This window comes from Shinella sedimenti (assembly GCF_022601905.1).
In the GTDB taxonomy this organism is placed as follows: Bacteria; Pseudomonadota; Alphaproteobacteria; order Rhizobiales; family Rhizobiaceae; genus Shinella; species Shinella sedimenti.
On sequence record NZ_JAKVIN010000009.1, the window covers coordinates 41148 to 64100 of the forward strand.

General features: G+C 63.0%; 23 protein-coding genes. 13 read left to right on the plus strand and 10 right to left on the minus strand.

Going from position 1 to position 22953, the window contains the following annotated elements; translation table 11 throughout:
* Positions 1–126: 126 nt before the first annotated feature.
* Positions 127–945, minus strand: a complete 819-nt coding sequence (locus MKI86_RS20005) for a DsbA family protein (RefSeq protein WP_241604631.1) — start codon at positions 943–945, stop codon at positions 127–129.
* Between the two features lie 170 nt (positions 946–1115).
* Entirely contained in the window at positions 1116–1622 is a 507-nt protein-coding gene (locus MKI86_RS20010; protein WP_241604633.1) for a DUF721 domain-containing protein, read from the minus strand.
* 161 nt (positions 1623–1783) lie between these two features.
* Here MKI86_RS20010 and mutY point away from each other — a divergent pair, with 161 nt between their 5' ends.
* Both mutY and MKI86_RS20020 read left to right on the plus strand, forming a co-directional pair.
* A complete protein-coding gene (gene mutY / locus MKI86_RS20015; protein ID WP_241604636.1) occupies positions 1784–2878 on the plus strand; it encodes an A/G-specific adenine glycosylase in 1095 nt (364 codons plus the stop codon).
* Complete coding sequence (locus tag MKI86_RS20020) at positions 2875–3492, plus strand: HAD family hydrolase (protein ID WP_241604639.1); 618 nt, start codon at positions 2875–2877, stop codon at positions 3490–3492. Before mutY ends, MKI86_RS20020 begins: the two co-directional genes overlap by 4 nt.
* Positions 3493–3812: 320 nt before the next feature.
* Here the strand turns inward: MKI86_RS20020 and MKI86_RS20025 are convergent, their stop codons facing one another.
* Positions 3813–4943, minus strand: a complete 1131-nt coding sequence (locus MKI86_RS20025; protein WP_241604641.1) for a site-specific DNA-methyltransferase — start codon at positions 4941–4943, stop codon at positions 3813–3815.
* A gap of 225 nt (positions 4944–5168) precedes the next feature.
* Here MKI86_RS20025 and MKI86_RS20030 point away from each other — a divergent pair, with 225 nt between their 5' ends.
* From MKI86_RS20030 to MKI86_RS20040, 3 genes are all read left to right on the plus strand, one after another.
* A complete protein-coding gene (locus MKI86_RS20030; protein WP_241604643.1) occupies positions 5169–6827 on the plus strand; it encodes a vWA domain-containing protein in 1659 nt (552 codons plus the stop codon).
* Between the two features lie 240 nt (positions 6828–7067).
* Positions 7068–7745, plus strand: a complete 678-nt coding sequence (locus MKI86_RS20035; protein WP_241604645.1) for an ArsR/SmtB family transcription factor — start codon at positions 7068–7070, stop codon at positions 7743–7745.
* Between the two features lie 203 nt (positions 7746–7948).
* Complete coding sequence (locus tag MKI86_RS20040; RefSeq protein ID WP_241604646.1) at positions 7949–8638, plus strand: HAD family hydrolase; 690 nt, start codon at positions 7949–7951, stop codon at positions 8636–8638.
* Between the two features lie 73 nt (positions 8639–8711).
* On the opposite strand, the gene MKI86_RS20045 is transcribed toward MKI86_RS20040, so the two are convergent.
* The gene (locus MKI86_RS20045; RefSeq protein ID WP_241605021.1) at positions 8712–9275 is read right to left on the minus strand and encodes a hypothetical protein; all 564 of its coding nucleotides are present in this window, start codon (positions 9273–9275) and stop codon (positions 8712–8714) included.
* Positions 9276–9528: 253 nt separating this feature from the next.
* Here MKI86_RS20045 and thrC point away from each other — a divergent pair, with 253 nt between their 5' ends.
* The 3 genes from thrC (at position 9529) to MKI86_RS20060 (ending at position 13164) form a co-directional block, all read left to right on the plus strand.
* On the plus strand, positions 9529–10926 hold the full coding sequence (thrC, locus tag MKI86_RS20050; protein ID WP_241604649.1) for a threonine synthase: 1398 nt from the start codon (positions 9529–9531) through the stop codon (positions 10924–10926).
* Positions 10927–10941: 15 nt separating this feature from the next.
* Positions 10942–12240, plus strand: a complete 1299-nt coding sequence (locus MKI86_RS20055) for a M16 family metallopeptidase (RefSeq protein ID WP_241604651.1) — start codon at positions 10942–10944, stop codon at positions 12238–12240.
* Between the two features lie 129 nt (positions 12241–12369).
* A complete protein-coding gene (locus MKI86_RS20060; RefSeq protein ID WP_241604653.1) occupies positions 12370–13164 on the plus strand; it encodes a class I SAM-dependent methyltransferase in 795 nt (264 codons plus the stop codon).
* Between the two features lie 159 nt (positions 13165–13323).
* On the opposite strand, the gene MKI86_RS20065 is transcribed toward MKI86_RS20060, so the two are convergent.
* Entirely contained in the window at positions 13324–13473 is a 150-nt protein-coding gene (locus tag MKI86_RS20065) for a DUF1127 domain-containing protein (RefSeq protein WP_241604655.1), read from the minus strand.
* A gap of 212 nt (positions 13474–13685) precedes the next feature.
* On the opposite strand from MKI86_RS20065, the gene MKI86_RS20070 reads away from it, so the two are divergent.
* Positions 13686–14279 (plus strand): GNAT family N-acetyltransferase, encoded by a 594-nt coding sequence (locus tag MKI86_RS20070; protein ID WP_241604657.1) that lies wholly within the window; start codon positions 13686–13688, stop codon positions 14277–14279.
* 122 nt (positions 14280–14401) lie between these two features.
* The gene (locus MKI86_RS20075) at positions 14402–17245 is read left to right on the plus strand and encodes an EAL domain-containing protein (RefSeq protein ID WP_370880036.1); all 2844 of its coding nucleotides are present in this window, start codon (positions 14402–14404) and stop codon (positions 17243–17245) included.
* 43 nt (positions 17246–17288) lie between these two features.
* Here the strand turns inward: MKI86_RS20075 and MKI86_RS20080 are convergent, their stop codons facing one another.
* The 3 genes from MKI86_RS20080 to MKI86_RS20090 form a co-directional block, all read right to left on the minus strand.
* Complete coding sequence (locus MKI86_RS20080; protein ID WP_241604662.1) at positions 17289–18350, minus strand: zinc-binding metallopeptidase family protein; 1062 nt, start codon at positions 18348–18350, stop codon at positions 17289–17291.
* Positions 18351–18449: 99 nt separating this feature from the next.
* Positions 18450–18641, minus strand: coding sequence for a CsbD family protein (locus MKI86_RS20085; protein WP_160870771.1), 192 nt, complete (start codon positions 18639–18641; stop codon positions 18450–18452).
* A gap of 99 nt (positions 18642–18740) precedes the next feature.
* On the minus strand, positions 18741–19346 hold the full coding sequence (locus MKI86_RS20090) for a YqgE/AlgH family protein (protein WP_241604664.1): 606 nt from the start codon (positions 19344–19346) through the stop codon (positions 18741–18743).
* 171 nt (positions 19347–19517) lie between these two features.
* Between MKI86_RS20090 and MKI86_RS20095 the strand changes: the two genes are divergently transcribed.
* The 3 genes from MKI86_RS20095 to MKI86_RS20105 all read left to right on the plus strand — a co-directional run bounded on the left by MKI86_RS20095 (position 19518) and on the right by MKI86_RS20105 (position 21535).
* The gene (locus MKI86_RS20095; RefSeq protein WP_241604666.1) at positions 19518–20312 is read left to right on the plus strand and encodes a protein-disulfide reductase DsbD domain-containing protein; all 795 of its coding nucleotides are present in this window, start codon (positions 19518–19520) and stop codon (positions 20310–20312) included.
* A 66-nt stretch (positions 20313–20378) separates the two neighbouring features.
* The gene (locus MKI86_RS20100; RefSeq protein WP_241604668.1) at positions 20379–20864 is read left to right on the plus strand and encodes a peroxiredoxin; all 486 of its coding nucleotides are present in this window, start codon (positions 20379–20381) and stop codon (positions 20862–20864) included.
* A gap of 113 nt (positions 20865–20977) precedes the next feature.
* Entirely contained in the window at positions 20978–21535 is a 558-nt protein-coding gene (locus MKI86_RS20105; protein WP_241604670.1) for a LysE family translocator, read from the plus strand.
* 4 nt (positions 21536–21539) lie between these two features.
* On the opposite strand, the gene rnhA is transcribed toward MKI86_RS20105, so the two are convergent.
* Together rnhA and MKI86_RS20115 are read right to left on the minus strand one after the other, a co-directional pair.
* Positions 21540–21980: a ribonuclease HI gene (gene rnhA / locus MKI86_RS20110; RefSeq protein ID WP_241604671.1), complete on the minus strand. Its 441-nt coding sequence runs from the start codon at positions 21978–21980 to the stop codon at positions 21540–21542.
* Positions 21977–22942: a homoserine kinase gene (locus MKI86_RS20115; protein WP_241604673.1), complete on the minus strand. Its 966-nt coding sequence runs from the start codon at positions 22940–22942 to the stop codon at positions 21977–21979. The genes rnhA and MKI86_RS20115 overlap by 4 nt, the downstream gene beginning before the upstream one ends.
* Positions 22943–22953: the final 11 nt, after the last annotated feature.

Here is a 22953-nt window from a genome sequence, read left to right on the forward strand (position 1 = left end):
GCCGATCTCCCCACCGGTGGGGGAGATGGCCGGCAGGCCAGAGGGGGGTGAGCCCCGGACGCCGACGAAAAATAAAAAGCGGGCACACGGCTTCCGCCGTCGCCCGCCGTCAATCCGGTCGAAGGATCAGAGCATGCTGTCGATGAGGGCCGACATGGTGCCAACCGACATGTCTCCCGAATAGCGCTTGCCATTGATCAGGAAGGTCGGGGTCGCTGCGACGCCGAATTCCTTGGCACCGCGTTCCCGTACCGCGTTCACATCATCCAGAAGCTTCTGGTTCGTCAAGCAGGCCTGGAAGCTCTCCTGTGTAAAACCGGCGAGTTTCGACATCTGCAGAAGCGCTTCGCGGCCATCCTGCGCGGCGGCCCAGACTTCCTGCTGCTTCATGAGCATGGAGATCATCGGGAAGTACTGCGCGGCGTCCGTCAGTTCTGCCGGGTTCTGAGGCTTGCAGCGCGCCAGCATGAAGGCTGCGGCGGCACGCGGATCAAAAGGGAATTCGCGGATCACGAAACGGACCTTGCCGCTGTCGACATACTTCGTCTTGATCGCGTCGAAGGTGTTGTTGTGGAAGGCGGCGCAATGCGGGCAGGTCGTCGACATGTATTCGACGATCGTCACCGGCGCGTTGGCTTCACCCAGCGCCATGTCCGGCAGAGCGCCGGGCTTCAGCACTTCAGCCATGTCGACGTCGCCCTCGGCGGTCGGCAGTTCGGCAGGGGCGGCCGTCGCCGTGTCGGCCTGGGCGACCTCGGTCGTTCCGGTCGTGGCGGTCGAGGTCGTCGAGCCCGTGGTTTCAGTCGATGTCGACTGGTTGGTCGCCGGATCCTGCGCAGCCTGCTCCTTCTTGTCGTCGGAGCAGGCGGCAAGCGTTACGGCAAGCCCTGCTACGGCAACGCCGGTGAGAAGGCGTTTCATCAGGCTCATTTCGGAAAGGGACATGGTCTCTCCTGTGGGATGGAAAATTCTTGGGATCGGCGCAATTCTTGAGGAAAGACGGTTCAAGTCTTTTCGCAAGAATTGCTCTTCGCATTCCCGATATACCTGCTTTGGGGCGCGAACAAGCTGCGTGGAGGCCAGTAACTTCAAAGAATTGTGACCGTTCGATGGTTCTAGCGACGCCGGCCGAGCACTGCCGTACCAAGCCGCTTCAGCGCTGCCTTCAGGGCATCGCCCTCGATACCCTCAACGAGGCCGTCGAGATGGCGGGCGGCCTCGCCGGTCAGCGGGCGCGGCTTTGCGCGGTGGCGCGACTGCTGGCTTACCGGCTTCTGCACGATCCGGACCTGATTGATCGCGGGAAAGCCGAAGAAGCCGTTGATGCGCTGGATGATCTCGCCCTGCTGGTGGCTGAGAAAGAGTGCGCGCGCGCCCTCGCAGGCAATGGTCAGCACGCCCGGCTGATGGCCGCCGCCCTCCCCCGTCATTTCGGAGGCCCGGCGCGGCCAGGAAATGCGTTCCGGCCGCGTGCAGTCGGAAAACTGCGTTCCGGCGATCTCGTCCCACGAGCCCAGAAGCATCGTATTGATGCCCGCACGCTTGGCCAGCACCGGATCGATGAGACCGTTGGCGACTTCGCTGATCTGCACGATGCCGCGTCTTGACGCCTTGTTGTTCACGGTTTACCCCTTGCGGGAAAATATTCCTGCCATGCCCGCGAAGCACCTTGAAGAGCGCGGACCACTCCGCCAGTTATAGAGCAATTCCAGCAAAAGTGTGCAGGGTTTTGCGCCGATTCAGCGATACAAAGAGGGGTGATCCGACCCCGTTCAGGCCGATCATGACCAAGCCTCACCGAACAACGGCGCTCGCCGACCTGCTTCTCGCCTGGTACGACCGGCACCATCGCGACCTGCCCTGGCGGGTGAGCCCGCCGATGGCGGCGCGCGGCGAGACGGCCGATCCCTACCGCGTCTGGCTGTCGGAGGTCATGCTGCAGCAGACGACCGTTCAGGCGGTGAAATCCTATTTCGCCCTCTTCACGTCGCGCTGGCCGACGGTCACGAATCTCGCAAAGGCCGACCACGAGGACGTGATGAAATCCTGGGCCGGGCTCGGCTACTACGCACGCGCGCGCAATCTCAAAAAATGCGCCGAGGTCGTCGCCTTCGAGCATGGCGGAGTGTTTCCCGATACAGAGGAAGGGTTGAAAGCCCTGCCCGGCATCGGTGACTATACCGCAGCCGCGATCGCCGCCATCGCCTTCAACCGCCACAGCGCGGTGCTCGACGGCAATGTGGAGCGCGTCATTTCCCGCCTCCATGCCATCGAGACGCCGTTGCCCTCGGCCAAGCCGGAAATGCGGGCGCTGGTGGCCGCGATGACGCCGCAGGACCGGCCGGGCGATTTCGCCCAGGGCATGATGGATCTCGGCGCCACGATCTGCACGCCGCGCCGGCCGGCCTGCGCGCTCTGTCCCTTCAACGCGCAATGTCGGGTGCTTGGCCAGGACGATCCGGAACTTTATCCGCGCAAGGCCGCTAAGAAGGAAAAGCCGGTCCGATTGGGCGCGGCCTTCGTGGCGGAAGACGAAACGGGCGCCATCTTCCTGCGCAAACGCGTGGAGAGCGGCCTGCTCGGCGGCATGACGGAGGTGCCCGGCAGCCACTGGACGGCACGCATCGATGGTGACACTGGCACTGGCGCAGCACCGTTTCCGGCGGCGTGGCAGGCCTGCGGAACCGTCGTGCACGTGTTCACGCATTTTGAGCTGCGGCTTACCGTCTATCGCTCACGGGCATCGCGCGATGTCGTAGCCGGCGAAGGATGGTGGCAGCCCAAGGAGACGCTCGACGGCGAGGCACTGCCGACCGTCATGAAGAAAGCCATAAAACAAGCGATACCGGACGCATTCGAAAAGGCGAGGAAAGCATGAGCAGCATCGAAATCCGACACATCGTCTTCGACATCGGCAGGGTGCTGATTCACTACGATCCGCATATCCCCTTTGCCCGCCTCATTCCCGACGACGCCGAGCGGAACTGGTTCTTCACGAATGTCTGCACGCACGACTGGAACCTTGAGCAGGATCGCGGCCGGGCGTGGGAAGACGCCGAAGCCCTGCTCATCGAGGCACATCCCGATCGCATCGAGCACATTCGCGCCTTCCGCAAACACTGGCACGAGATGGTGTCGCACGCCTATGTTGAGAGCGTGGCGATCATGGAGGCCCTCATCCAGGAGGGCCGCGACGTGACGATGCTCACCAATTTCGCGGCCGACACCTTCAAAGAAGCGCGCAAGCTCTTCCCCTTCCTCGACATGCCGCGCGGCGTCACGGTTTCCGGCGAGATCGGCCTCATCAAACCCGACATCGCCATCTACGAAAAGCACAGCCGCGATTTCGGCCTGTCGCCGGCCCACACGCTGTTCATCGACGACGCGCCGGCCAATGTGGAAGGCGCGCGCCTTGCCGGCTGGAATGCCGTTCTGTTCACCGATCCGGAAAAGCTGAAGACGGACCTCGCCGCCCACGGCATCGCGCTTTAAGGAGCGGCTCTTAAACCGAAACGCCCGGAGCTTTTGAAGCTCCGGGCGTTTTCGCATTTCCGGGACTGAAGGTACAAAAACCGGAAAAGCGATATCCGGCCTGCCTGGCCGGTTGTTCGGCCGTGGCTTTCCGCAACGATTTCCGCCGCTTGGCCTGATGTCCTTGTCGACTTCAAAGTAAGCGCCTGTTGGTTAACATCATCTGAATCGCGCAAGGCCAAACCACAAAAGATTTGCATCCCTAGAAAGCCACAGCCCCCGGTGCAGGGAACACCGGAGGCCGCAGCTGGAGAAACAGTTTTAAAGTCTTCGACAGGCCTCTATTCGAGGCCGGCCATCCGCGAGCGCACGATGGCGCGCAGCTCGTCGATGGGCTTCAGTTCGGCCCCTTCCGCATAGTGCCAGAAGGTCCAGCCATTGCAGGCATCGAAGCCCTGCACCTTCGCACCGACGCGGTGGATGGAGCCGGCATCGTTGCCCGCGACAAGCGTGCCGTCGGCGCGCACGATGGCGCTGTGACGGCGGCGGGCATCGGTCAGCACGGTGCCAGGCGCGATCAGACCGCTTTCGATCAGCGTGTTGAAGGCGACGCGCGGTTCGGCCTTCTTGCCCGTCATGACGGACAGGGTGCCGCTGCCCAGCGGTTCGACGGCCTCGATGCGTTCGCGAGCGGCATCGATATAGGTCTGCTCGCGCTCGATGCCGACGAAGTGACGGCCGAGGCGCTTGGCGACGGCACCCGTCGTGCCGGAGCCGAAGAACGGATCGAGCACCACGTCGCCGGGTTTGGAGGATGCCATCAGGATGCGGGCAAGCAGCGCTTCCGGCTTCTGCGTCGGATGCACCTTCTTGCCGTCCTCGCCCTTCAGGCGCTCGCCGCCGTTGCAGATCGGGAACAGCCAGTCGGAGCGCATCTGCACGTCGTCATTGGCGGCCTTCATGGCGTCGTAGTTGAACGTGTAGCCCTTGGCCTTGGGGTCGCGGGTGGCCCAGATCATCGTCTCGTGCGCGTTCTGGAAGCGACGGCCCTTGAAGTTCGGCATCGGATTGGTCTTGCGCCAGACGATGTCGTTGAGGATCCAGAAGTTGAGGTCCTGCAAGGTCGCGCCGACGCGGAAGATATTGTGATAGGAGCCGATGACCCAGATCGTGCCCGAGGGCTTCAGCACGCGGCGGCAGGCCAGCAGCCAGGCACGGGTAAAGGCGTCGTAGGCACCGAAGGATGCGAACTGGTCCCATTCGTCATCGACCGCATCGACCTGCGACTGGTCGGGTCGGGTCAGCATGCCGCCAAGCTGGAGGTTATACGGCGGATCGGCGAAGATGACATCGACGGACTGGTCGGGCAGCGCCTCGAGCGCGGCGACGCAGTCTCCCTTGATGATGGTGTCGAGCCACACGCTCTTGCGGGGCGAACGGGAGACGTCGGCAAGCGAAAGAACAGATGGCATTTGATACTCGCTGATACGCTTACTGGGAACTGAACTTGATGGGCTTATGGTTACCGAAGATGGTTACCAAAGGCTGAAGGCCCTGAAGAAAAAGCCGAAACCGTCGCAAGACGGAATTTTTCCGCATCATTCAAGCACATGCGAATAGACCGCCGCGCCCGAACGTCTTTTTCCCGATATTGCCGCAATCGGCGCGGGAGCCCCCGACATCACAAGGAGAGAAATGTGCGACTGAAAGCTGCATTCCTGCTTCTGGCGGGGCTTCTTGCCGCCACCAATACGATTGCCGCGGACAAGACGATGATCGTCCTGGATGCCTCCGGCTCCATGTGGGGCCAGATCAACGGACGCTCGAAGATCGATATTGCCCGCGAAACGCTGGGTACGGTCCTGAAATCCGTGCCCGTGGGCGCCGAGCTCGGCCTGATGGTCTACGGTCATCGCGAAAAGGGTTCGTGCAGCGACATCGAACTTGCCGTGCCGCCGGGTGCCGGCACCGAGAATGCCATCAACGCCTTCGTTTCCGGCCTCAATCCGAAGGGCAAGACGCCGCTGACCCGCTCCGTGGAACAGGCGGCCGAGGCGTTGAAATATACCGAGGACAAGGCGACCGTCGTGCTCGTCACGGACGGGCTGGAGACCTGCGAGGCCGATCCGTGCGCCCTCGCGTCGGCGCTGGAAAGCAAAGGGGTCGATTTTACCACCCATGTCGTCGGCTTCGGGCTGACGGCGGAGGAAGGCAAGAAGGTCGCGTGCCTCGCCGAAAACACCGGGGGCAAATATTTCCAGGCCTCGGACGCCACCCAGCTCGTCGCCGCACTGACCGCGACGGTTGCGGAAGCGCCGATGTCCAAGCCGAAAGAGCAGGTGGTCGAAGCCAAACCCGCAGTCGAGTTCAACACCATCTTCGACAGCGTGCTTTCTGAAGGCGGACCTTCGATCGGCGAGGACAACCATGTGCAATGGCTGGTCTACAAGGCCGATGAAAACGGCCAGCGCACCGGCGACGACCTGACGAGCGAGTACAAGGGCGCCTATTCCGCCAACTTCCCGGCCGGCAGATATGTGGCCGTAGCCAAGCTCGATAGCGTCATCGAAAAGCAGGTGGCTTTCGAGGTGAAGGATGGCGAGGTGGCCAAGCCCTTCGTCAATTTCGACGCCGGAACGGTGATCGTGCATCCCAAGCGTACCCCTGATGCCGCCGAGGACGACCGCGAAATCCGCGTCGACGTCGCCTTCGGCGACTACACCACCACCTATTACGGCACGTCCAAATTCTATGCCGCGGCAGGGCAAGTGAAACTCAAGGGATCCGTCGGCCCGACCGCCGTCGAGGAAACCGTCACCCTGAAGGCGGGAGAGCAAATGGAACACGACCTCATCGTCGGTTCCGGCACCGTGCTGAACAGCGCCATCTATGCCGAGGGCGGACCGGCGGTCGATTCCGGCGATGTCTTTTTCGAGGTCGTGGCCGCCAACAAGGCTATCGACGGCACGCGAAAGCAGATCGGCTACAACTACGGCACCGGCAGCAAGATCGACGTGCCACCCGGCGATCATGTCCTGACGGCCAAGCTCGGCGCGGCAACGGCGGAAATCCCCTTCACGATCAAGGCCGGGGAAATGGCCGACGTGTCGGTCAACCTCAATGCAGGGGTTCTGGCGATCACCGCTCCGGGCGCAAATTTCATCGAGATTTTCAGCGCCCAAAAGGACATTCAGGGCAATCGCAAATCCGTTTCCAACAACTACGGCGCCCAATACCAGGAGACCCTGCCGGCCGGCGATTATGTGATCGCCGTGAACTATGAGGGCGACATTGCACCGAAGGAGAAGCCGGCCACGGTGAAGGCGGGCGAGCGCTCGGAAGTGACGGTGGAATAAGCCGGCTGCGCCTGGGCTGGATGAAAGGGCTGGCATCTTTCGGCGCCCCGTTGCGGTCGTTGAGACCGTCGTCACGCACACGCTCGCGACACGAAGACGGTAGGCATAGGCAGCAAAAGCATCCTTGCGGAAAAGATCGATCTCTTAGCGGATGAAGGCGGTGATCATCATTTTATCCTCCTTGGCGGTGCCTGGCTTTCCCAGGTTGCCTGACGCGAATGCTTCGGCTATCATCGAAGTATGAAAGAAGGACCGGACATTTCCCAGATCGGCGCGCTGATCGGCGACCCCGCCCGCGCCAACATGCTGACCGCGCTGATGGGCGGCCAGGCATTGACCGCAAGCGAACTTGCCGGTGCGGCGGGCGTGACGCTTCAGACGACGAGCGCCCATCTGGCCAAGCTGGAAGCCGGCGGACTGATCGCCCAGCGCAAGCAGGGCCGGCACCGCTATTTCGCGCTGGCCGACGACGAGGCCGGCCGGCTGCTCGAAAGCATCATGGGATATGCAGCCAACCGCGGCCATCTGCGCACGCGTCCTGGCCCGAAGGACCCGGCGCTGCGCAAGGCACGCGTCTGCTATAATCACCTCGCCGGCGACTATGGCGTGCGCCTGCTCGACCGGTTGGTGGCAGACGGCGATGTAACGCTCGATGGCGACGACGCCGCGCTGACGCCGGCGGGCGAGATGCGCATGGCCGCGCTCGGCATCGACATGCCGGCCCTGAAGGCGCAACGTCGCCCGGTCTGCCGCACCTGTCTCGACTGGAGCGAACGGCGCTCGCATCTTGCGGGATCGCTGGGCGAGGCGCTGCTTGCCCGCTTCATTGCCAACGGCTGGGCAAAACGCGAAAAGAACAGCCGCGCCGTCCGCTTCACCGGGGAAGGCGAACGCGAGTTCGTGGCGCTTTTTCCATAATCTGTAGGCCTACAGCAGGTCAGCCTATCGGCGGGCAGCCGCGCATAGCTCCTTCCACCACTGCGCAATTGTCCCGGGCGGCCCTTTCGTGTAGGGATGCCGCAGCTGCGCGGGCCCTGCCCGCCTCCTCCAATCTTTTCCCGGTTTCGGCAAGCAAGGCGTGATGCGCCTGCCGGCGCCGCCAGTTTGAAAGACAGCCCATCATGGAAGGTTTCGACCTAATCATCTTCGACTGCGACGGCGTCCTGGTCGATTCGGAAATCATAGCTGCGGAAGTGGAATCCCGCCTGCTGACGGAGGCGGGTTATCCGATCAGCGTAGAAGAGATGGGCGAGCGCTTTGCCGGCATGACCTGGCAGAACATCCTGCTGGCCATCGAGCGCGAGGCCGCTATTCCACTTTCCGCATCGCTGCTCGACAAGTCGGAAAAGCTGCTCGATGCGCGCCTGGCAAGCGAGGTGAAGGTCATCGACGGCGTGAAGCAGATGCTGTCGCGCATCCGCAAGCCCTATTGCATCTGTTCGAACTCGTCCTCGCACCGGCTCGACATGATGCTGACCAAGGTCGGTCTCAAGCCGGTCTTCGGCCCCTATATCTATTCGGCAAAGGACCTCGGGCCGGACCGGGTGAAGCCTAAGCCGGACATCTTCCTGCATGGCGCAAAGCAGTTCGGCGCCGATCCGGCGCGCACGCTGGTCGTCGAGGATTCGGTGCATGGCATTTCGGGCGCGCGCGCCGCCGGCATGCGCGTCGTCGGCTTCACCGGCGCCTCGCACACCTATCCCTCCCATGCCGACCGCCTGACGGAAGCCGGCGCGGAAACCGTGATTGCCCGCATGACGGAGCTGCCCGACGTCATCGCCGCACTTGCCGAATGGAGCGAGGCGATCTGACGCCACGGATAACCGGAAACAAAAAGGCCGCGGGCATGATCGACCGCGGCCTTTTTCATATCTGGGAAGGGGCTTACTTGCGCTTCTTCGCCGGGCCGTCCTCGAAGCCGACATAGACCTTCGTGAAGCCGCCCGAACCGCCGGGAACGGCGATATTGTCCTGCTTGAAGATAAACTGACCCGCCGTGCCATCGGCCGGCACGGTGACCGGGTACTGCACAAGCTGGGTGTAAAGCGTGTTGGTGCCATCGAGCACGGAAACGCGGATCGGCACGTTCACGGTGCCCGAGGCGCCGGCCGGGCCGACGACGATACGGCCCTGCACCATGACCGTGATGGAGAGCTGGCTGGAATTGATCACGCACTGGCGCGTGGTGTCGGCAAGCGTCACCTGATAGGCGAGGTTCTGCGGATCGTCCTTGGCGCCCCTTGCGTAACGCTGCAGGACGGCCGTGCCGTCCTGCAGATAGACCTGCGGGCACGATCCCTGGATGACGGCGACCTGGGTTTGCTGCTGCGTCGCGGTCTCGATGCCGGACGGATCGCTGGTCACGCCGAGATTGACAGGCTTGTCTGACTGGCTGCAACCGGCGACGGTGGCAAGAAGGGTGATGCCGAGAAAGCGGCGGATTGTCATTCCAAACACGTTACGTCTACCCCTGCGATCAGGCCCCGCCTCCGGCGTCCAAGCCTTTCGGAACTCGTTTTACGGGCCTTTTCACGACCCCAGGCGATGGTCTATAGCAGCGGCGCGGGGAAAAATCGATTGTCGAATGAAATCGCCCGCAGAATTTCGAAAGGTCCGCCATCGGTGGGCCGCACAGAACGGCATCGTCACGAACGGCCGCAGGCAACGCCTTGCAGCCCAACCATTCCAAGGACGTGTGAACGTGGATTATGTTTCGACGCGGGGCGAGGCCCCTTCCCTCGGTTTCTCGGATGCGCTCCTGGCGGGCCTTGCCCGTGACGGCGGGCTCTATGTGCCGCGCGAATGGCCCACTTTCTCGAAGAAGGACATCCGGGCGCTGCGCGGCAAGTCCTATCAGGACATCGCCTTCACCGTCCTCTCGCCCTTCGTGGAGGGCGACATCCCCGCCGACAAGTTCCGGGCGATGATCGACGAGGCCTATGCCACGTTCCGCCATCCCGCCATCGCACCTGTGATCCAGACTGGCCCCAACGCCTTCGTGCTGGAACTCTTCCACGGCACGACGCTCGCGTTCAAGGACGTGGCCATGCAGCTGCTCGCGCGGCTGATGGACCATGCGCTGGCCACCCGCGGCGAGCGCGCGACCATCGTCGGCGCGACATCGGGCGACACCGGCGGCGCGGCCATCGATGCCTTTGCCGGACGCGAGCGCACCGACATCTTCATTCTGTTCCCGGAAGGCAAGGTCTCGCCGGTGCAGCAGCGCCAGATGACGACCTCGACGGAAAAGAACGTCCACGCGCTGGCGATCAAGGGCAATTTCGACGACTGCCAGAACCTCGTGAAGGCGATGTTCAACGACGGCAAGTTCCGCGACAGCGTGAAACTGTCCGGCGTCAACTCGATCAACTGGGCGCGCATCATGGCCCAGATCGTCTATTACTTCACGACCGCTGTCGCGCTGGGCGGCCCGGACCGGAAGATCTCGTTTACGGTGCCGACCGGCAATTTCGGCGACATATTCGCCGGCTATGCCGCAAAGCGCATGGGCCTGCCGATCGACAAGCTGGTCATTGCCACCAACGAGAACGACATTCTCGCCCGCACGCTGAAGACCGGCCGCTACGAGATCAAGGGTGTGAAGGCCACCACCTCGCCTTCCATGGACATCCAGATTTCCTCCAACTTCGAGCGACTGCTGTTCGAAGCCCTCGATCGCGATGCGGGTGCGGTGCGCCGCGCCATGGAAAGCCTCAAGCAATCCAACGCTTTCGAGATCGAAGACAAGGCGCTGAAGACGATCCGCAAGAAGTTCCGCGCCGGACGCGCCACCGAAAAAGACGTGGCGAAAACCATCAAGACCACGCTGGCCGAGACCGGCTATCTGCTCGATCCTCATTCGGCGATCGGCGTGTTCGTTGCCGCAAAGCATGAAAAGCCCGGTTCGCCGATGGTGACGCTTGCCACCGCGCATCCGGCAAAATTCCCTGCCGCAGTAAAATCGGCGAGTGGTATTGACCCGGCGCTTCCGTCGTGGCTTGCTGACCTGATGCAAAGGGAAGAGCGGTTCGACGTGCTCGGTGCTGAGCTCGATGCGGTGGAAGACTACATCGGCAAACATACGCGGGCGCGGGACTGAACGCAGAAAGTGCGCATGATGAGAGTTGAGTGCACCCGGCTTACATCCGGGTTGACCGTGGTGACCGAGTCAATGCCACATCTCGAGAGCGTCGCTCTCGGCGTGTGGATCAAGTCCGGATCACGCAACGAAACAACGGACGAGCACGGCATCGCCCACCTCCTGGAACACATGGCTTTCAAAGGCACGGAGCGCCGCTCCGCCCGCCAGATCGCCGAGGAGATCGAGAATGTCGGCGGCGAGGTCAACGCCGCCACCTCGACCGAAACGACCTCCTACTATGCCCGTGTGCTGAAGGACCATGTTCCGCTCGCGGTCGATATCCTCGCCGACATCCTAACGGAATCCGTCTTCGACGAGGAGGAGCTTCGCCGCGAAAAGCACGTCATCCTGCAGGAAATCGGCGCGGCGAACGACACTCCCGACGACGTTGTCTTCGACAAGTTCTCCGAGGTCGCCTATCGCGACCAGATCATCGGCCGCGCCATTCTCGGCACGCCGGATACCGTACTCTCCTTCACGCCCGGCGAGATCCGCAGCTATCTCGACCGCAACTACACGACGGACCGCATGTTCGTCGTTGCCGCCGGCGCGGTGAAGCACGACGAGTTCGTGCGCCAGGTCGAGGAGCGCTTTTCCAGCCTACCGACGGCGCCGAAAATCTCGCCGGTCTTCGAACCCGCCCGCTACACCGGCGGCGACATTCGCGAAACGCGCGACCTGATGGATGCCCAGGTGCTGCTCGGCTTCGAGGGCAAGGCCTATCATGCGCGCGACTTCTACTGCTCGCAGATCCTCGCCAATATCCTCGGCGGCGGCATGTCCTCGCGCCTCTTCCAGGAAGTACGCGAGCATCGCGGCCTCTGTTATTCGATCTATGCCTTCCACTGGGGCTTTTCCGACACCGGCATCTTCGGCATTCATGCCGCGACGGGCGGCGAGAACCTGCCCGAGCTGATGCCCGTCATCTTCGACGAATTGAAGAAGTCCTCCGATATCATCGAACAGCAGGAGATCGAGCGTGCCCGCGCGCAGATTCGCGCCCAGCTGCTCATGGGTCAGGAAAGCCCTGCGGCCCGCGCCGGCCAGATCGCCCGCCAGATGATGCTGTACGGTCGACCGATCCCGAACGAGGAGTTGATGGAGCGCCTAGAAGGCATCACCATCGAGCGCCTGACGGACCTTGCCGGACGCCTGTTCTTCGACACCGTGCCGACCATTTCGGCCATCGGTCCGCTCGACCACCTCGTGCCGGCCGCCGATATCACGCGCTCGCTGGCGCGTGACAGCGTGCCGGACCGGGTCGCAAGTTGAGCGGCCCTTCGAAGACCGCGCATACGCCATAAAGCCGACGCGTCCTCCGTCTTTCGGTGGATGTTTTTTCCAGTCGATCGCAGCGATGGTATACCGACCGGGTTTTCTGCGCCCGGCGGGGAGACGTCGATGAGAGCAGTCGCGAAAAACCTGCTTCGATACGCTGGCTATACGTTGCTCGAGCACATGCCGGTGCAGCAATCAGAGCGTAGCCGTGCGCACGAGTCCCAGAAATACTGGAGTGATGTGAACCAGCGAGCGTTCCACTCCAACTCCCACTGGAAAGGCGGCGAAGGCTTGCCGGAACGCGTCTGGCTGGAGCTCGGAAAACCGCATCTCAAGCTCATGCTCGACCACCTAACCATCCGGGGTCGAAGTCTGCCGGTTGGGCGCGTCGTCGAATGGGGGTGCGGCGGCGGCGCGAATGCGGTGCATTTCGCGCCCATGACTGAAAGCTTCGTCGGGGTGGACATCTCACAGGCCACGCTGGAGGAATGCGGCGTCGTGCTGCGCAGCATGGGGCAGGAGAACTTTCAACCTTTGCTCACCGATGTCTCCGATCCCGAGGCTGCGGCCGGCGCTTTGGCGGGCACAGCGGACGTTTTTCTCTGCACCTATGTTTTCGAGCTGCTCCCCTCGCAGGAGCACGGCCAGCGCATCCTCGACATTGCCAACCGGGTGCTGCGGCCCGGCGGGACCGCGATCATCCAGATAAAATACGAGACGGCCGACCGGAAGACGAAATCCCGCAAATGGGGATACCGCCGGAACCTCGCCAACATGACGACCTATTGCATCGACGACTTCTGGCACAGGACCGAACGCGCCGGCTTCATACCGGTGTCGATCTCGCTTCGTCCCAAGGATAATCTCATCGACGATGAGCGCTACGCCTATTTCGTTCTCGATAAACCGGCCAGCTGAGCGGCCTAGAGCGAACCGAAGCGCCTGAGCAGGCCATCTGCGCCACCTCCGGCGGAGGTTTATTCCATAACAAAACCCGCCTTGCGGGCGGGTTATGGGCCGGAACCTGGAGGTGCGTTCCGGCGGTCAGACGGGACGCGGCGTGTGCCGCAATCCATATCAGATGAGGTCGCTTGCGCCCTTGACGGCAGCGCGGATGTTCGAGCGCGTCAGGCCGAGGTCCTGCAGGGTGCGGTCATCGAGGGCACCGAGTTCGCGGATGGCGCGGCGGTCGGCAACATTCTTCTTGAGCTTTGCGAAAAGGTTCATGTTCATCTCTCCTTTGTGTTGATGAAAATATAGCCTTTCCCATGCCTACTTTAAATGCACATGCTTTCAGCACAGGCATGCAAATCCTGCATAGCACGCAAAATCAGACCGTCCCGCGGCCGGCCGACTGTCAACAGCATTTGACGCCGGTAACGCTATCGTCATAGTCTCGTGCGAATGCGCGCCACCAGTCGGCGCGCGCGGAGGGCTGCATGACGAGGTCGGTTTTTCGGTTTCTGTCCCGGCAGTCCGACACGGTCGAGCTTGCCGGCGACGGCTACCTCCTTCGCCTCCCCCGCTTTCAGGACTACCGGCAATGGTATGCGTTGCGCTCCGAAAGCCGCGCGTTCCTCGAACCGTGGGAGCCGACATGGCGCGGCGACGAGCTGACCGAGAGCGCCTTTCGCGCCCGCGTCATCCGCAATGAACAGGAATTTTCCTCTGGCCAGGCCGTTCCGCTGCTCGTCTTTTCGCGCGTGGACAATGCCCTGCTGGGCGGACTGACCGTCGGCTATATCAGGCGCGGGGCGGCGCAATGCTGCATGATCGGCTACTGGATGGGCGCGCGCCATGCCGGAAAGGGCCACATGTTCGGCGCGCTCAAGCTCGCCATTCCCTATATCTTTTCGAGCCTTCAGTTGCACCGTATCGAGGCAGCCTGTATTCCAGACAATACGAGAAGCATTCGCCTCCTTGAAAAGGCCGGCTTTCAGCGGGAAGGCTACCTTCGGGAGTATCTGAAGATAAACGGGCAGTGGCGCGACCATGTGATGTTCTCGCTCCTGGCCGCCGACGGGCGGCCCTGAGCGACACCGGGCGCGACAGGACTGGGCAAGTACCTAAGGACAATGCGCTTTCAATGACGTCTTCAATCGTGCCGCTCGCGCTGCGTGCCAGCCGGTCCTCATATCTCATCCTGCTGGCGGCGATGGTGCTGTTCGCCTCGCTCGCCGGGCAGGCGTTTGCTGTCGAGCCTGTGCGGATTTCGCGTGACGACACCGCCCTCGACCTGACCGCCACGACGGAGATCTATACGGGCCGGGGCGAAGCCTTCCAGGTTTCCACGGCACCCGGCACCGACGGCATCGTGCGGCGCATCGAGGTGCGGGCGACTTCCGATACGCATCAGGGCGACTGGGCCGTCTTCGCGCTCGCCAATGTTTCCGACGAACAGATCGACCGCCTGATCGTCGCCCCGCACTTCCGCCTCGTGCAATCCAAGCTGTTCTGGCCCGACCTCGGCGCCAAGCGCATCATCTCCATCACGCCGAGCCAGGGCTTTGCGCTGGACCGCCAGCCAAGCGACGAGGCTGATGTCTTCCGCATCACGCTCGATCCCGGCTCCGTGGTGACCTTCGTCGCCGAACTCGCCACGCCCGACCTGCCGCAGATCTATCTCTGGGCACCGGATGCCTACAAGGACACGGTCAACGCCTTCACGCTCTATCGCGGCATCGTGCTCGGCATTGCGGGCCTCCTCGCCGTCTTCCTGACCATCCTCTTCGTGGTGAAGGGCACCTCCATGTTGCCGGCGACGGCCGCGCTCGCCTGGGCGGTGCTCGGCTACATCTGTGTGGATTTCGGCTTTCTGTCGAAGCTCATCAGCATCACTGCCGGTGACGAGCGCATATGGCGCGCGGGAACGGAGGTGTTTCTTGCCGCCGGCCTCGTGGTCTTCCTTTTCACCTATCTGAACCTCAATCGCTGGCATGCCCATCTGTCCTACGCGACGCTCGCCTGGATCCTGGGACTTGGCCTGCTCTTCGGCGTGGCGATCTACGATCCGCCGATTGCCGCCGGCATTGCGCGCCTGTCCTTCGCGCTGACGGGAACGGTGGGTATCGTGCTCATCGCCTATCTCGGCTTCAACCGATACGACCGCGCCATCCTGCTCGTGCCGGCGTGGGCGCTGATCCTCGTCTGGCTGTTCGGCGCGTGGCTCACGGTCACCGGCCAGCTCAACAACGACATCATCCAGCCGGCGCTCGGCGGGGGTCTCGTTCTCATCGTGCTGCTCATCGGCTTCACGGTCATGCAGCACGCCTTTGCCGGCGGCGCCTACAGCCAGGGCCTGTTCTCCGATCTCGAGCGCCAGTCGCTGGCGCTGACCGGCTCGGGTGATACGGTCTGGGACTGGGACGTGGCGCGCGACCGCGTCGTGACCATTCCCGACATCTCCATCCAGCTCGGCCTAGCACCCGGTGTCATGCACGGTCCCGCCCGCAACTGGCTGCCGCGCCTGCATCCCGATGACCGCGACCGCTTCCGCGCTACGCTCGACGTACTGCTGGAGCACCGCCGGGGCCGGCTCAATCATCAGTTCCGCGTGCGCGCCGAAGACGGTCACTACCACTGGCTTTCGATCCGCGCCCGGCCGGTGCTCGGCGCCAACGGCGAGATCATCCGCTGTGTGGGCACGATCATCGACATCACGGAGCAGCGCAATTCCGTCGACCGGCTGCTGCAGGACGCGCTGCACGACAACCTTACGGGCCTGCCGAACCGCCAGGTCTTCCTCGACCGCCTACAAGCCATGCTGTCACTGACGGCAAGCTCGGAAACGGTGCGCCCCACCGTCATGACCATCGACATCGACCGCTACAAGCAGGTCAACGATGCGCTAGGCATCGCCGCCGGCGACAATATCTTGATTGCGCTGACGCGGCGCCTGCGCCGCCTGCTGCGACCGCAGGACACGCTGGCGCGCCTCTCGGGCGACCAGTTCGGCCTCATCCTTTTGTCGGAGCGCGACCCGGCCAAGGTGGCGGATTTCGCCGATGCCGTGAGCAAGGCGATCATGGTGCCGATCAATTTCGGCGGCCGGGAAATCATCCTGACGGCCTCCATTGGTCTGGTTTCCTGGGTCGACCAGCAGGAGGACGCGGCGGGGCTTCTCAACGACGCCGAGCTTGCCATGTATCGGGCCAAGAAAGCCGGCGGCAACCGCGTCGAGCCCTTCCGCCCCGCCTTCCGCACCTTCGGCGCGGACCGGCTTCAGATCGAGACGGACCTGCGCCGTGCCATCGAGCGCAAGGAACTCTCCCTCGTCTACCAGCCGATCGTACGCCTCCATGATGCGGAAATCGCCGGCTTCGAGGCACTGATGCGCTGGGATCATCCCAAGCGGGGCAATATCTCGCCGGCGGAGTTCATTCCCATCGCCGAGGCGTCGGACCTCATCGGCCAGCTCGGCCTCTTCGCCTTCGACAAGGCGGCGAGCGACCTCATGGACTGGCAGCTGCACACCGGCGAACTGCCGATCTTCGTTTCGGTCAACCTCTCCAGCTCGCAACTTCTCAACAACGAGCTCTACAACGATGTGCGCGCCGCGCTGGCCCGCACGCGCTGCGAGCCCGAGAAGATCAAGCTGGAGCTTACCGAATCCGTCGTGATGGAAAATCCAGAACAGGCGCGCCTGATCCTCAACAAGCTGCGCGACCTCGGACTCGGCCTGGCGCTCGACGATTTCGGAACCGGCCATTCGTCCCTGTCCTACCTGACCCGCTTCCCCTTCGACATGATCAAGATCGACAAGGCGCTGGTGCGCGACGGCTCCGACAAGCGCACCGTGCTTCTGCGCTCCGTCATCTCGATGGCGCGCGAGCTGGAAATGCAGGTGGTGGCGGAAGGTATCGAGTCGGAAGAGGATGCTATCGAACTCGGCAATATGGGGTGCGAGTTCGGCCAGAGCTATCTCTTCGGCCCGCCGATCGGCTACGATTCCGTCCAGCGGCTGCTCAAGGAGCGGTTTCCGCTGATGAAGCGGGCGTGACAGGTATTAGGCGGTAGGGAAATCTGTCCCCACTGGACAATTCTTACTGCCTGACGCCTCTTACCAGCCTGTTGATGAAATCCAGCTTGTCGACGACGGGCGGCGGCAGCACGAACGGGTAGCTGTCAGGCTGTCCCATGGAACGCTGGATGGCATTCAGAGCAACACTGAGCGGGATCCAGGATTCGACGAGACGCCCGGCATTAGCGGCGCGATAGGGATCGAAGGTCACTTCGGCCTCGAGTTCCTCATGGCCCTTCGGATCGGTGTTGAGGCCGAAGCTGCGGGCCGTCTCCAGCGTATCGACGATATGGAAGAAATGCGCCCAGCATTCTGCGAAATCTTCGGCGGGATGCGCGGCAGCATAGGTACTGATGAAGTGCTGCGGCCAGTCCGGCGGCGGGCCTTCCGTATAGTTGCGCTGGAGGGCGGCGGCATAATCCTCGCGCTCGTCGCCAAACAGGCGGCGCGCCTCCTCCACCATAGCCTCGTCGCGAACCAGCTGCGTCCAGTAGAAATGGCCGATCTCGTGGCGGAAATGGCCGAGCAGGGAGCGATAGGGTTCGCCCATCGAAACGCGCACGCTCTCACGCACCGCATCGTCGGCCTCCGCCGCCCGCAGGCTGATCAAGCCATCCTCATGGCCCGTCATGGCCGCGCTGACGACATTGCCGTTCATATCCACTTCGTCGGCCAGGAAATCGAAGACGAGACCGCCAGCGGGATCCTCCTCGCGGGTCGGGCGCGGCAGGCTCCAGCGCAGGATGGAATAGAATAGGTGGCGCTGTGCTGCGCCGATACGCCGCCAACGCTCTAACCCCTGCGGATCCGTGGTGGGCACGATGCGGTTGTGGCGGCAGGCTTCGCAGAAGGCATGCGGACCATCGGCGGGCACGAGCCAGTTGCAGACGTCATGGGCGGCGTTGTCGCAAAAGCGGAAGACACCGTCACGCCCTGCAACGGTCCACATAGCCTCTCCGGCCGGGACCAGCGCATGGAGCATCACATCCTGCGCCAGGAAACCGAGCGCGGAACCGCAGCGCACGCAAAACCGGTTGTCGAAATAGATGGTCTGGCCGCAGGTGGCGCAGGTAAAGAGCTTCATGGCAATCCCGGGGGATGGTTTTTACAGAAGGCCCGCGCCGGGAAACCGGCACGGGCTTAAAATCATTCGATGATGGAATGGCCGCGCCATTCCGTCGGATCACATGCGGTCGACGGCGCCCTTGACGGCATCCTTGGCCTTGCCCACGGTTTTCTGGGCCTTGCCCTTGCCTTCCTGAGCCGCACCTTCGGCGCGCAGCTTCGGATTGTCCGTGGCCTTGCCGGCTGCCTGCTTGGCCTTGCCGGTCAGCTCGTTTGCCGTACCCTTGATCTTGTCGCTCGTGCTGCCCATTGCGATTATCCCTTTGTTCGAGACGCCGTCAGCGGCGCGTTCTACAAACGGGGATAGTCTCAACTAGTTCCCGCAGGCCCGCTAAAATTCCAAGACGATTCAGGCGTGGCCGGCCTCGGTGGACAGCATGGCGGGGGTGATGCCCATGAGGCCGAGCGCCCGCTCGTATTTGCTGTCGAGATTGGTGTCGAAGATGAGTTCTTCCTGTGCCGGGCAGGTCAGCCAGCCATTCGCACCGATCTCGTTTTCGATCTGTCCTGCCCCCCAGCCGGCGTAACCGAGCATCATCAGGCCGCGCTGGGGCCCTCGCCCATGCGAGATGGCGCGCACGATATCGAGCGTGGCCGTCAGGCAGATGTCATCGCTGACGGGAATGCTCGATTCGGACAGGTAATCGTCGGAATGCAGCACGAAGCCGCGGCCGCTCTCCACCGGCCCGCCGCAGCGGATGGGGAAATCACGCGTGGCGCCGGGCATGCGGATCAGCTCGTCCTCATCGGCGATTTCCAGATGCAGCAGCACATCCGAGAAGCTGAGCTGCTGGGGCCGGTTGATGACGAAGCCCATCGCGCCGTCATCGGAATGGGCGCAGATATAGACCACGGTGCGGGCGAAATTTGCGTCGGCCATACCCGGCATGGCGATCAGGAACTGACCGTCAAGGAAACCGCGCTCGCGTCTGTTTTTCAGAACCGACATAGCCATAGTGCACCCAGCCTATCAATTCGCCATCAAATGAAAAGTGTTCTTTTAGGGCGGCGATATGGGTCGGCCCGCCGCAGGGCGCATAGCAGTGCCACGCCGATCAAGCTATTATGATCGCCACACCTACGTTTGCCGCTGGAAAGCCACTTTGGCCGGCGTTAAATGTGCCTCATGAAACACCCGAAAATCGCAGCCCTGCTTCTCCTTTCCGCGACCTCACCAGCGCTTGCCGCCAGCTCGCCCTGGTTCGAGACGCCGGGCGGCGACGTGCGCCTCGTGACGCTGCCGCGCGCGGCCGACGGCACGGTGCGCGCCATGCTCGACATTCGCCTGCATGATGGCTGGAAGACCTATTGGCGCGATCCCGGCGGCAGCGGCATTCCTCCCTCGGTTTCGATCAGCGGCGCGGAGCTCAAGTCGATCGGCTTCCCCGCGCCGCGCCGTCTGGGCGACAAGGAGACCCATTACGTGGGCTATGACGCGCCTGTCAGACTGCCGCTGATACTTGATGCAAAATCGGGCGGCGGCTCGATTACCGCGACGGTCTTTCTCGGCGTTTGCAAGGAAATCTGTGTGCCCGTGCAGGCCGAACTGACGGCGGATGCCAGCGGCGAGGCCTTCGCCAGTCCGCTGGAGGAAGTGGCGATCGCGGATGCCGAGGCCAGCCTTCCCCATGGCGCGGGCGACGGCTTCAAGCCGCTCTCCGGCCGTTTCGCGGCCGACGACAAGAGCATCTCCGTGCGTTTCGAAGCGCCTGCCGACGGGCCGCTGCCGGATGTCTTCCTTTCCGGCTCGTCCTCCTTCGAGTTCGGCGCCGCAGGTCCCGTGCGCCGGGAGGGCGGCGTCTTCGTCGCAGAGGTGCCCGTGCTCAACAAGCCGAAGGTTTACGATCTGGACAAGGACCCGATCCGGCTGACGGTACGCGTGGGCGACAGGACGATGGAAAGCCCGCTTGCCATCGAATGAGCCTCTTCTATAGTGCCGCGGCAGGCCCTTGCGGGCCGCTTCCATCATATAGACAGGAGAGACGCCGTGACCATTGCCGTTGGAGACAAGCTGCCCGACCTCAAGCTCAAGGAGCGCACGCCGGACGGTCCCGCCGAAGTCTCGACCGCCGAACTTTTCGGCGGCAAGCGCATCGTGCTCTTCGCTGTTCCGGGCGCCTTCACGCCCACCTGCTCGCTGAACCATCTGCCGGGCTACCTGGAAAATCGCGACGCGATCCTCGCCAAGGGCGTCGATGACATCGTCGTCGTCGCCGTCAACGACCTGCACGTCATGGGCGCGTGGGCGACCTCGACGGGTGGTGCGGGCAAGCTGCGCTTCATCGCCGATTGGGATGCCGCCTTCACAAAGGCGCTGGGCATGGATATCGATCTTTCCGCAGGCACGCTCGGCGTTCGCTCCAAGCGCTATTCCATGCTCGTCGACGACGGCGTGGTGAAGACGCTGAATGTCGAGGAAAGCCCCGGCCAGGCAACCGTTTCAGCTGCCGCCGCAATGATCGAACAGCTTTGATCCATGCCAAGGCGCCCGCATGCGGGCGCCTTTATGCCTGCCGTCAGCATATCGCTTGCAGCGCGTGATCCGGTCGCGCCGGCGAGCGTAACCCGGTACATGGTCACCTCTTCATGGTCACGCTGACATTCATCACCACGTCGCTGTTTCTGCTTCTCACCCCCGGCCCCACCAACACGCTGCTTGCCGCCTATGGCGCTGCCTTCGGCATGCGGCGCGGTGCGGCACTGGTGCTGGCGGAGGCTGCGGGCTACGCCGCCGCAGTCACCTTCTTCGCCCTCATCGCACAATGGGTAACGCACATGCCGGCCGGGCTTGTCGTGATGAAGACGATCGCGGCCGCGTGGCTGCTGTTTTCCGCCATCCAGCTCTGGCGGGCGCGCAACACAGATGCGGCGGAGGCGCCCCGGCGCGCGTTCGCGCGGGTGCTCTTGACGACCATTCTCAATCCCAAGGCGATGGTCGTTGGCGTGGTGCTCATTCCACCGGGCACAGGTGCGAACCTGCCAGTCTGGATCACCACCTATATCGCTCTGTCGATGACGGCGGGACTTCTATGGATTCTGGGTGGCTCGCTTCTGCCGCGCCGGCTGAAGCAACATGCCTATCAGGGTGCTGCCCTCGTGCTCGGCGGGTTCTCGCTCGTCGCGATCGCTTCGGCGGCTGCGTGACGGATCAGGATCGCTTGAACGGCGCCATGCCCTTGCGGGCGAGTTCGTCGGCGCGTTCGTTTTCCGGGTGGCCGGCATGGCCTTTGACCCAGTGCCACTCGACCTTGTGGCGCGATCGCGCCGCATCCAGCGCCTGCCAAAGATCACCGTTCTTCACCGGCTTCTTGTCTGCGGTCTTCCAGCCGTTCTTCTTCCAGCCGAAAATCCACTTGGAAATGCCGTCCATGACATATTTCGAGTCCGTGTAGAGATCGACCTCGCAAGGCGCCTTCAGCGCCGTCAGCGCATTGGTGGCGGCCATCAGTTCCATGCGGTTGTTGGTCGTGTCCGGCTCGCCGCCGTTCAATTCCTTTTCGACCTCGCCATAGCGCAGCACCGCACCCCAGCCGCCGGGGCCCGGATTGCCCGAACAGGCGCCGTCCGTAAAAATATCGACATGCTTCATCGGGAGAGACCGTATTCGACAGGGTTTTCGACCGCGCGGTGGAAGCGCAGCTTGCGCAGATATTCCAGCGGGTCCTTTTTCACAACAAGGGCGCCGGCCGGGGTCATCAGCCAGTCGTAGAGCCGCGTCAGGAAGAAGCGCATCGCCGATCCGCGCGCCAGGAGCGGCAGCGCCGCCGCCTCTTCGTCGGAGAGCAGGCGAACGCTCTCGTAGCCATCGAGCAGCGCCATGCCCTTTGTGAGATTGTAGGAGCCGTCCTTCTCGAAGCACCAGGCATTCAAGCAGATGGCGACATCGTAGGCGAGGTAGTCGTTGCAGGCGAAATAGAAGTCGATCAGGCCGGAAAGATCGTCGCCGATGAAGAAGACATTGTCGGGGAACAGATCGGCGTGAATGACGCCATCAGGCAGATTATCCGGCCAGTGCGCTTCCAGATAATGCAGTTCCTGGCCGATTTCCTTCTGAAGCCCGGTTTCGACCTCATCGGCCCGCGCCGCGGACTTGTCCCAGAGCGGCCGCCAGCCTTCGACGGAAAGCGCATTTTCACGCCTGATCTGGAAGCCTTCAGCGGCGAGATGCATCTTCGCCAGCGCCCGGCCGACTTCCCGGCAATGTTTTGCGGCGGGCTTGCGCAGCCACATGCCTTCCAGGAAGGAAATCATTGCGGCCGGACGGCCGGACAATTCGCCGAGCAGCGCCCCGTCGTTGCGCGGCAACGGCAGCGGGCAGGAGAGCCCGCGCTCCGCCAGGTGATGCATCAGGCCGAGGAAAAACGGCAGGTCGTCCCGATCCACGCGCTTTTCGTAAAGCGTCAGGATGAAGGGGCCCTTCGTGGTGTGCAGCAGGAAGTTGGAATTCTCCACGCCTTCGGCGATGCCCTTGTAGGACAGGAGCGTGCCGGCATCATAGGCAGTCAGGAAGCTGGAGAGATCGTCTTCGGTGATATCGGTATAGACGGCCACGGCGGGTCTCA

Excerpts from the sequence above, each read along its gene's own strand:
- MKI86_RS20005 (WP_241604631.1), bottom strand. The coding sequence starts at position 945 with ATGTCCCTTTCCGAAATGAGCCTGATGAAACGCCTTCTCACCGGCGTT.
- mutY (WP_241604636.1), top strand. The coding sequence starts at position 1,784 with ATGACCAAGCCTCACCGAACAACGGCGCTCGCCGACCTGCTTCTCGCC.
- MKI86_RS20020 (WP_241604639.1), top strand. The coding sequence starts at position 2,875 with ATGAGCAGCATCGAAATCCGACACATCGTCTTCGACATCGGCAGGGTG.
- MKI86_RS20025 (WP_241604641.1), bottom strand. The coding sequence starts at position 4,943 with ATGCCATCTGTTCTTTCGCTTGCCGACGTCTCCCGTTCGCCCCGCAAG.
- MKI86_RS20035 (WP_241604645.1), top strand. The coding sequence starts at position 7,068 with ATGAAAGAAGGACCGGACATTTCCCAGATCGGCGCGCTGATCGGCGAC.
- MKI86_RS20040 (WP_241604646.1), top strand. The coding sequence starts at position 7,949 with ATGGAAGGTTTCGACCTAATCATCTTCGACTGCGACGGCGTCCTGGTC.
- MKI86_RS20045 (WP_241605021.1), bottom strand. The coding sequence starts at position 9,275 with ATGACAATCCGCCGCTTTCTCGGCATCACCCTTCTTGCCACCGTCGCC.
- MKI86_RS20055 (WP_241604651.1), top strand. The coding sequence starts at position 10,942 with ATGATGAGAGTTGAGTGCACCCGGCTTACATCCGGGTTGACCGTGGTG.
- MKI86_RS20060 (WP_241604653.1), top strand. The coding sequence starts at position 12,370 with ATGAGAGCAGTCGCGAAAAACCTGCTTCGATACGCTGGCTATACGTTG.
- MKI86_RS20065 (WP_241604655.1), bottom strand. The coding sequence starts at position 13,473 with ATGAACCTTTTCGCAAAGCTCAAGAAGAATGTTGCCGACCGCCGCGCC.
- MKI86_RS20070 (WP_241604657.1), top strand. The coding sequence starts at position 13,686 with ATGACGAGGTCGGTTTTTCGGTTTCTGTCCCGGCAGTCCGACACGGTC.
- MKI86_RS20075 (WP_370880036.1), top strand. The coding sequence starts at position 14,402 with ATGGTGCTGTTCGCCTCGCTCGCCGGGCAGGCGTTTGCTGTCGAGCCT.
- MKI86_RS20080 (WP_241604662.1), bottom strand. The coding sequence starts at position 18,350 with ATGAAGCTCTTTACCTGCGCCACCTGCGGCCAGACCATCTATTTCGAC.
- MKI86_RS20085 (WP_160870771.1), bottom strand. The coding sequence starts at position 18,641 with ATGGGCAGCACGAGCGACAAGATCAAGGGTACGGCAAACGAGCTGACC.
- MKI86_RS20090 (WP_241604664.1), bottom strand. The coding sequence starts at position 19,346 with ATGGCTATGTCGGTTCTGAAAAACAGACGCGAGCGCGGTTTCCTTGAC.
- MKI86_RS20095 (WP_241604666.1), top strand. The coding sequence starts at position 19,518 with ATGAAACACCCGAAAATCGCAGCCCTGCTTCTCCTTTCCGCGACCTCA.
- MKI86_RS20105 (WP_241604670.1), top strand. The coding sequence starts at position 20,978 with ATGGTCACGCTGACATTCATCACCACGTCGCTGTTTCTGCTTCTCACC.
- rnhA (WP_241604671.1), bottom strand. The coding sequence starts at position 21,980 with ATGAAGCATGTCGATATTTTTACGGACGGCGCCTGTTCGGGCAATCCG.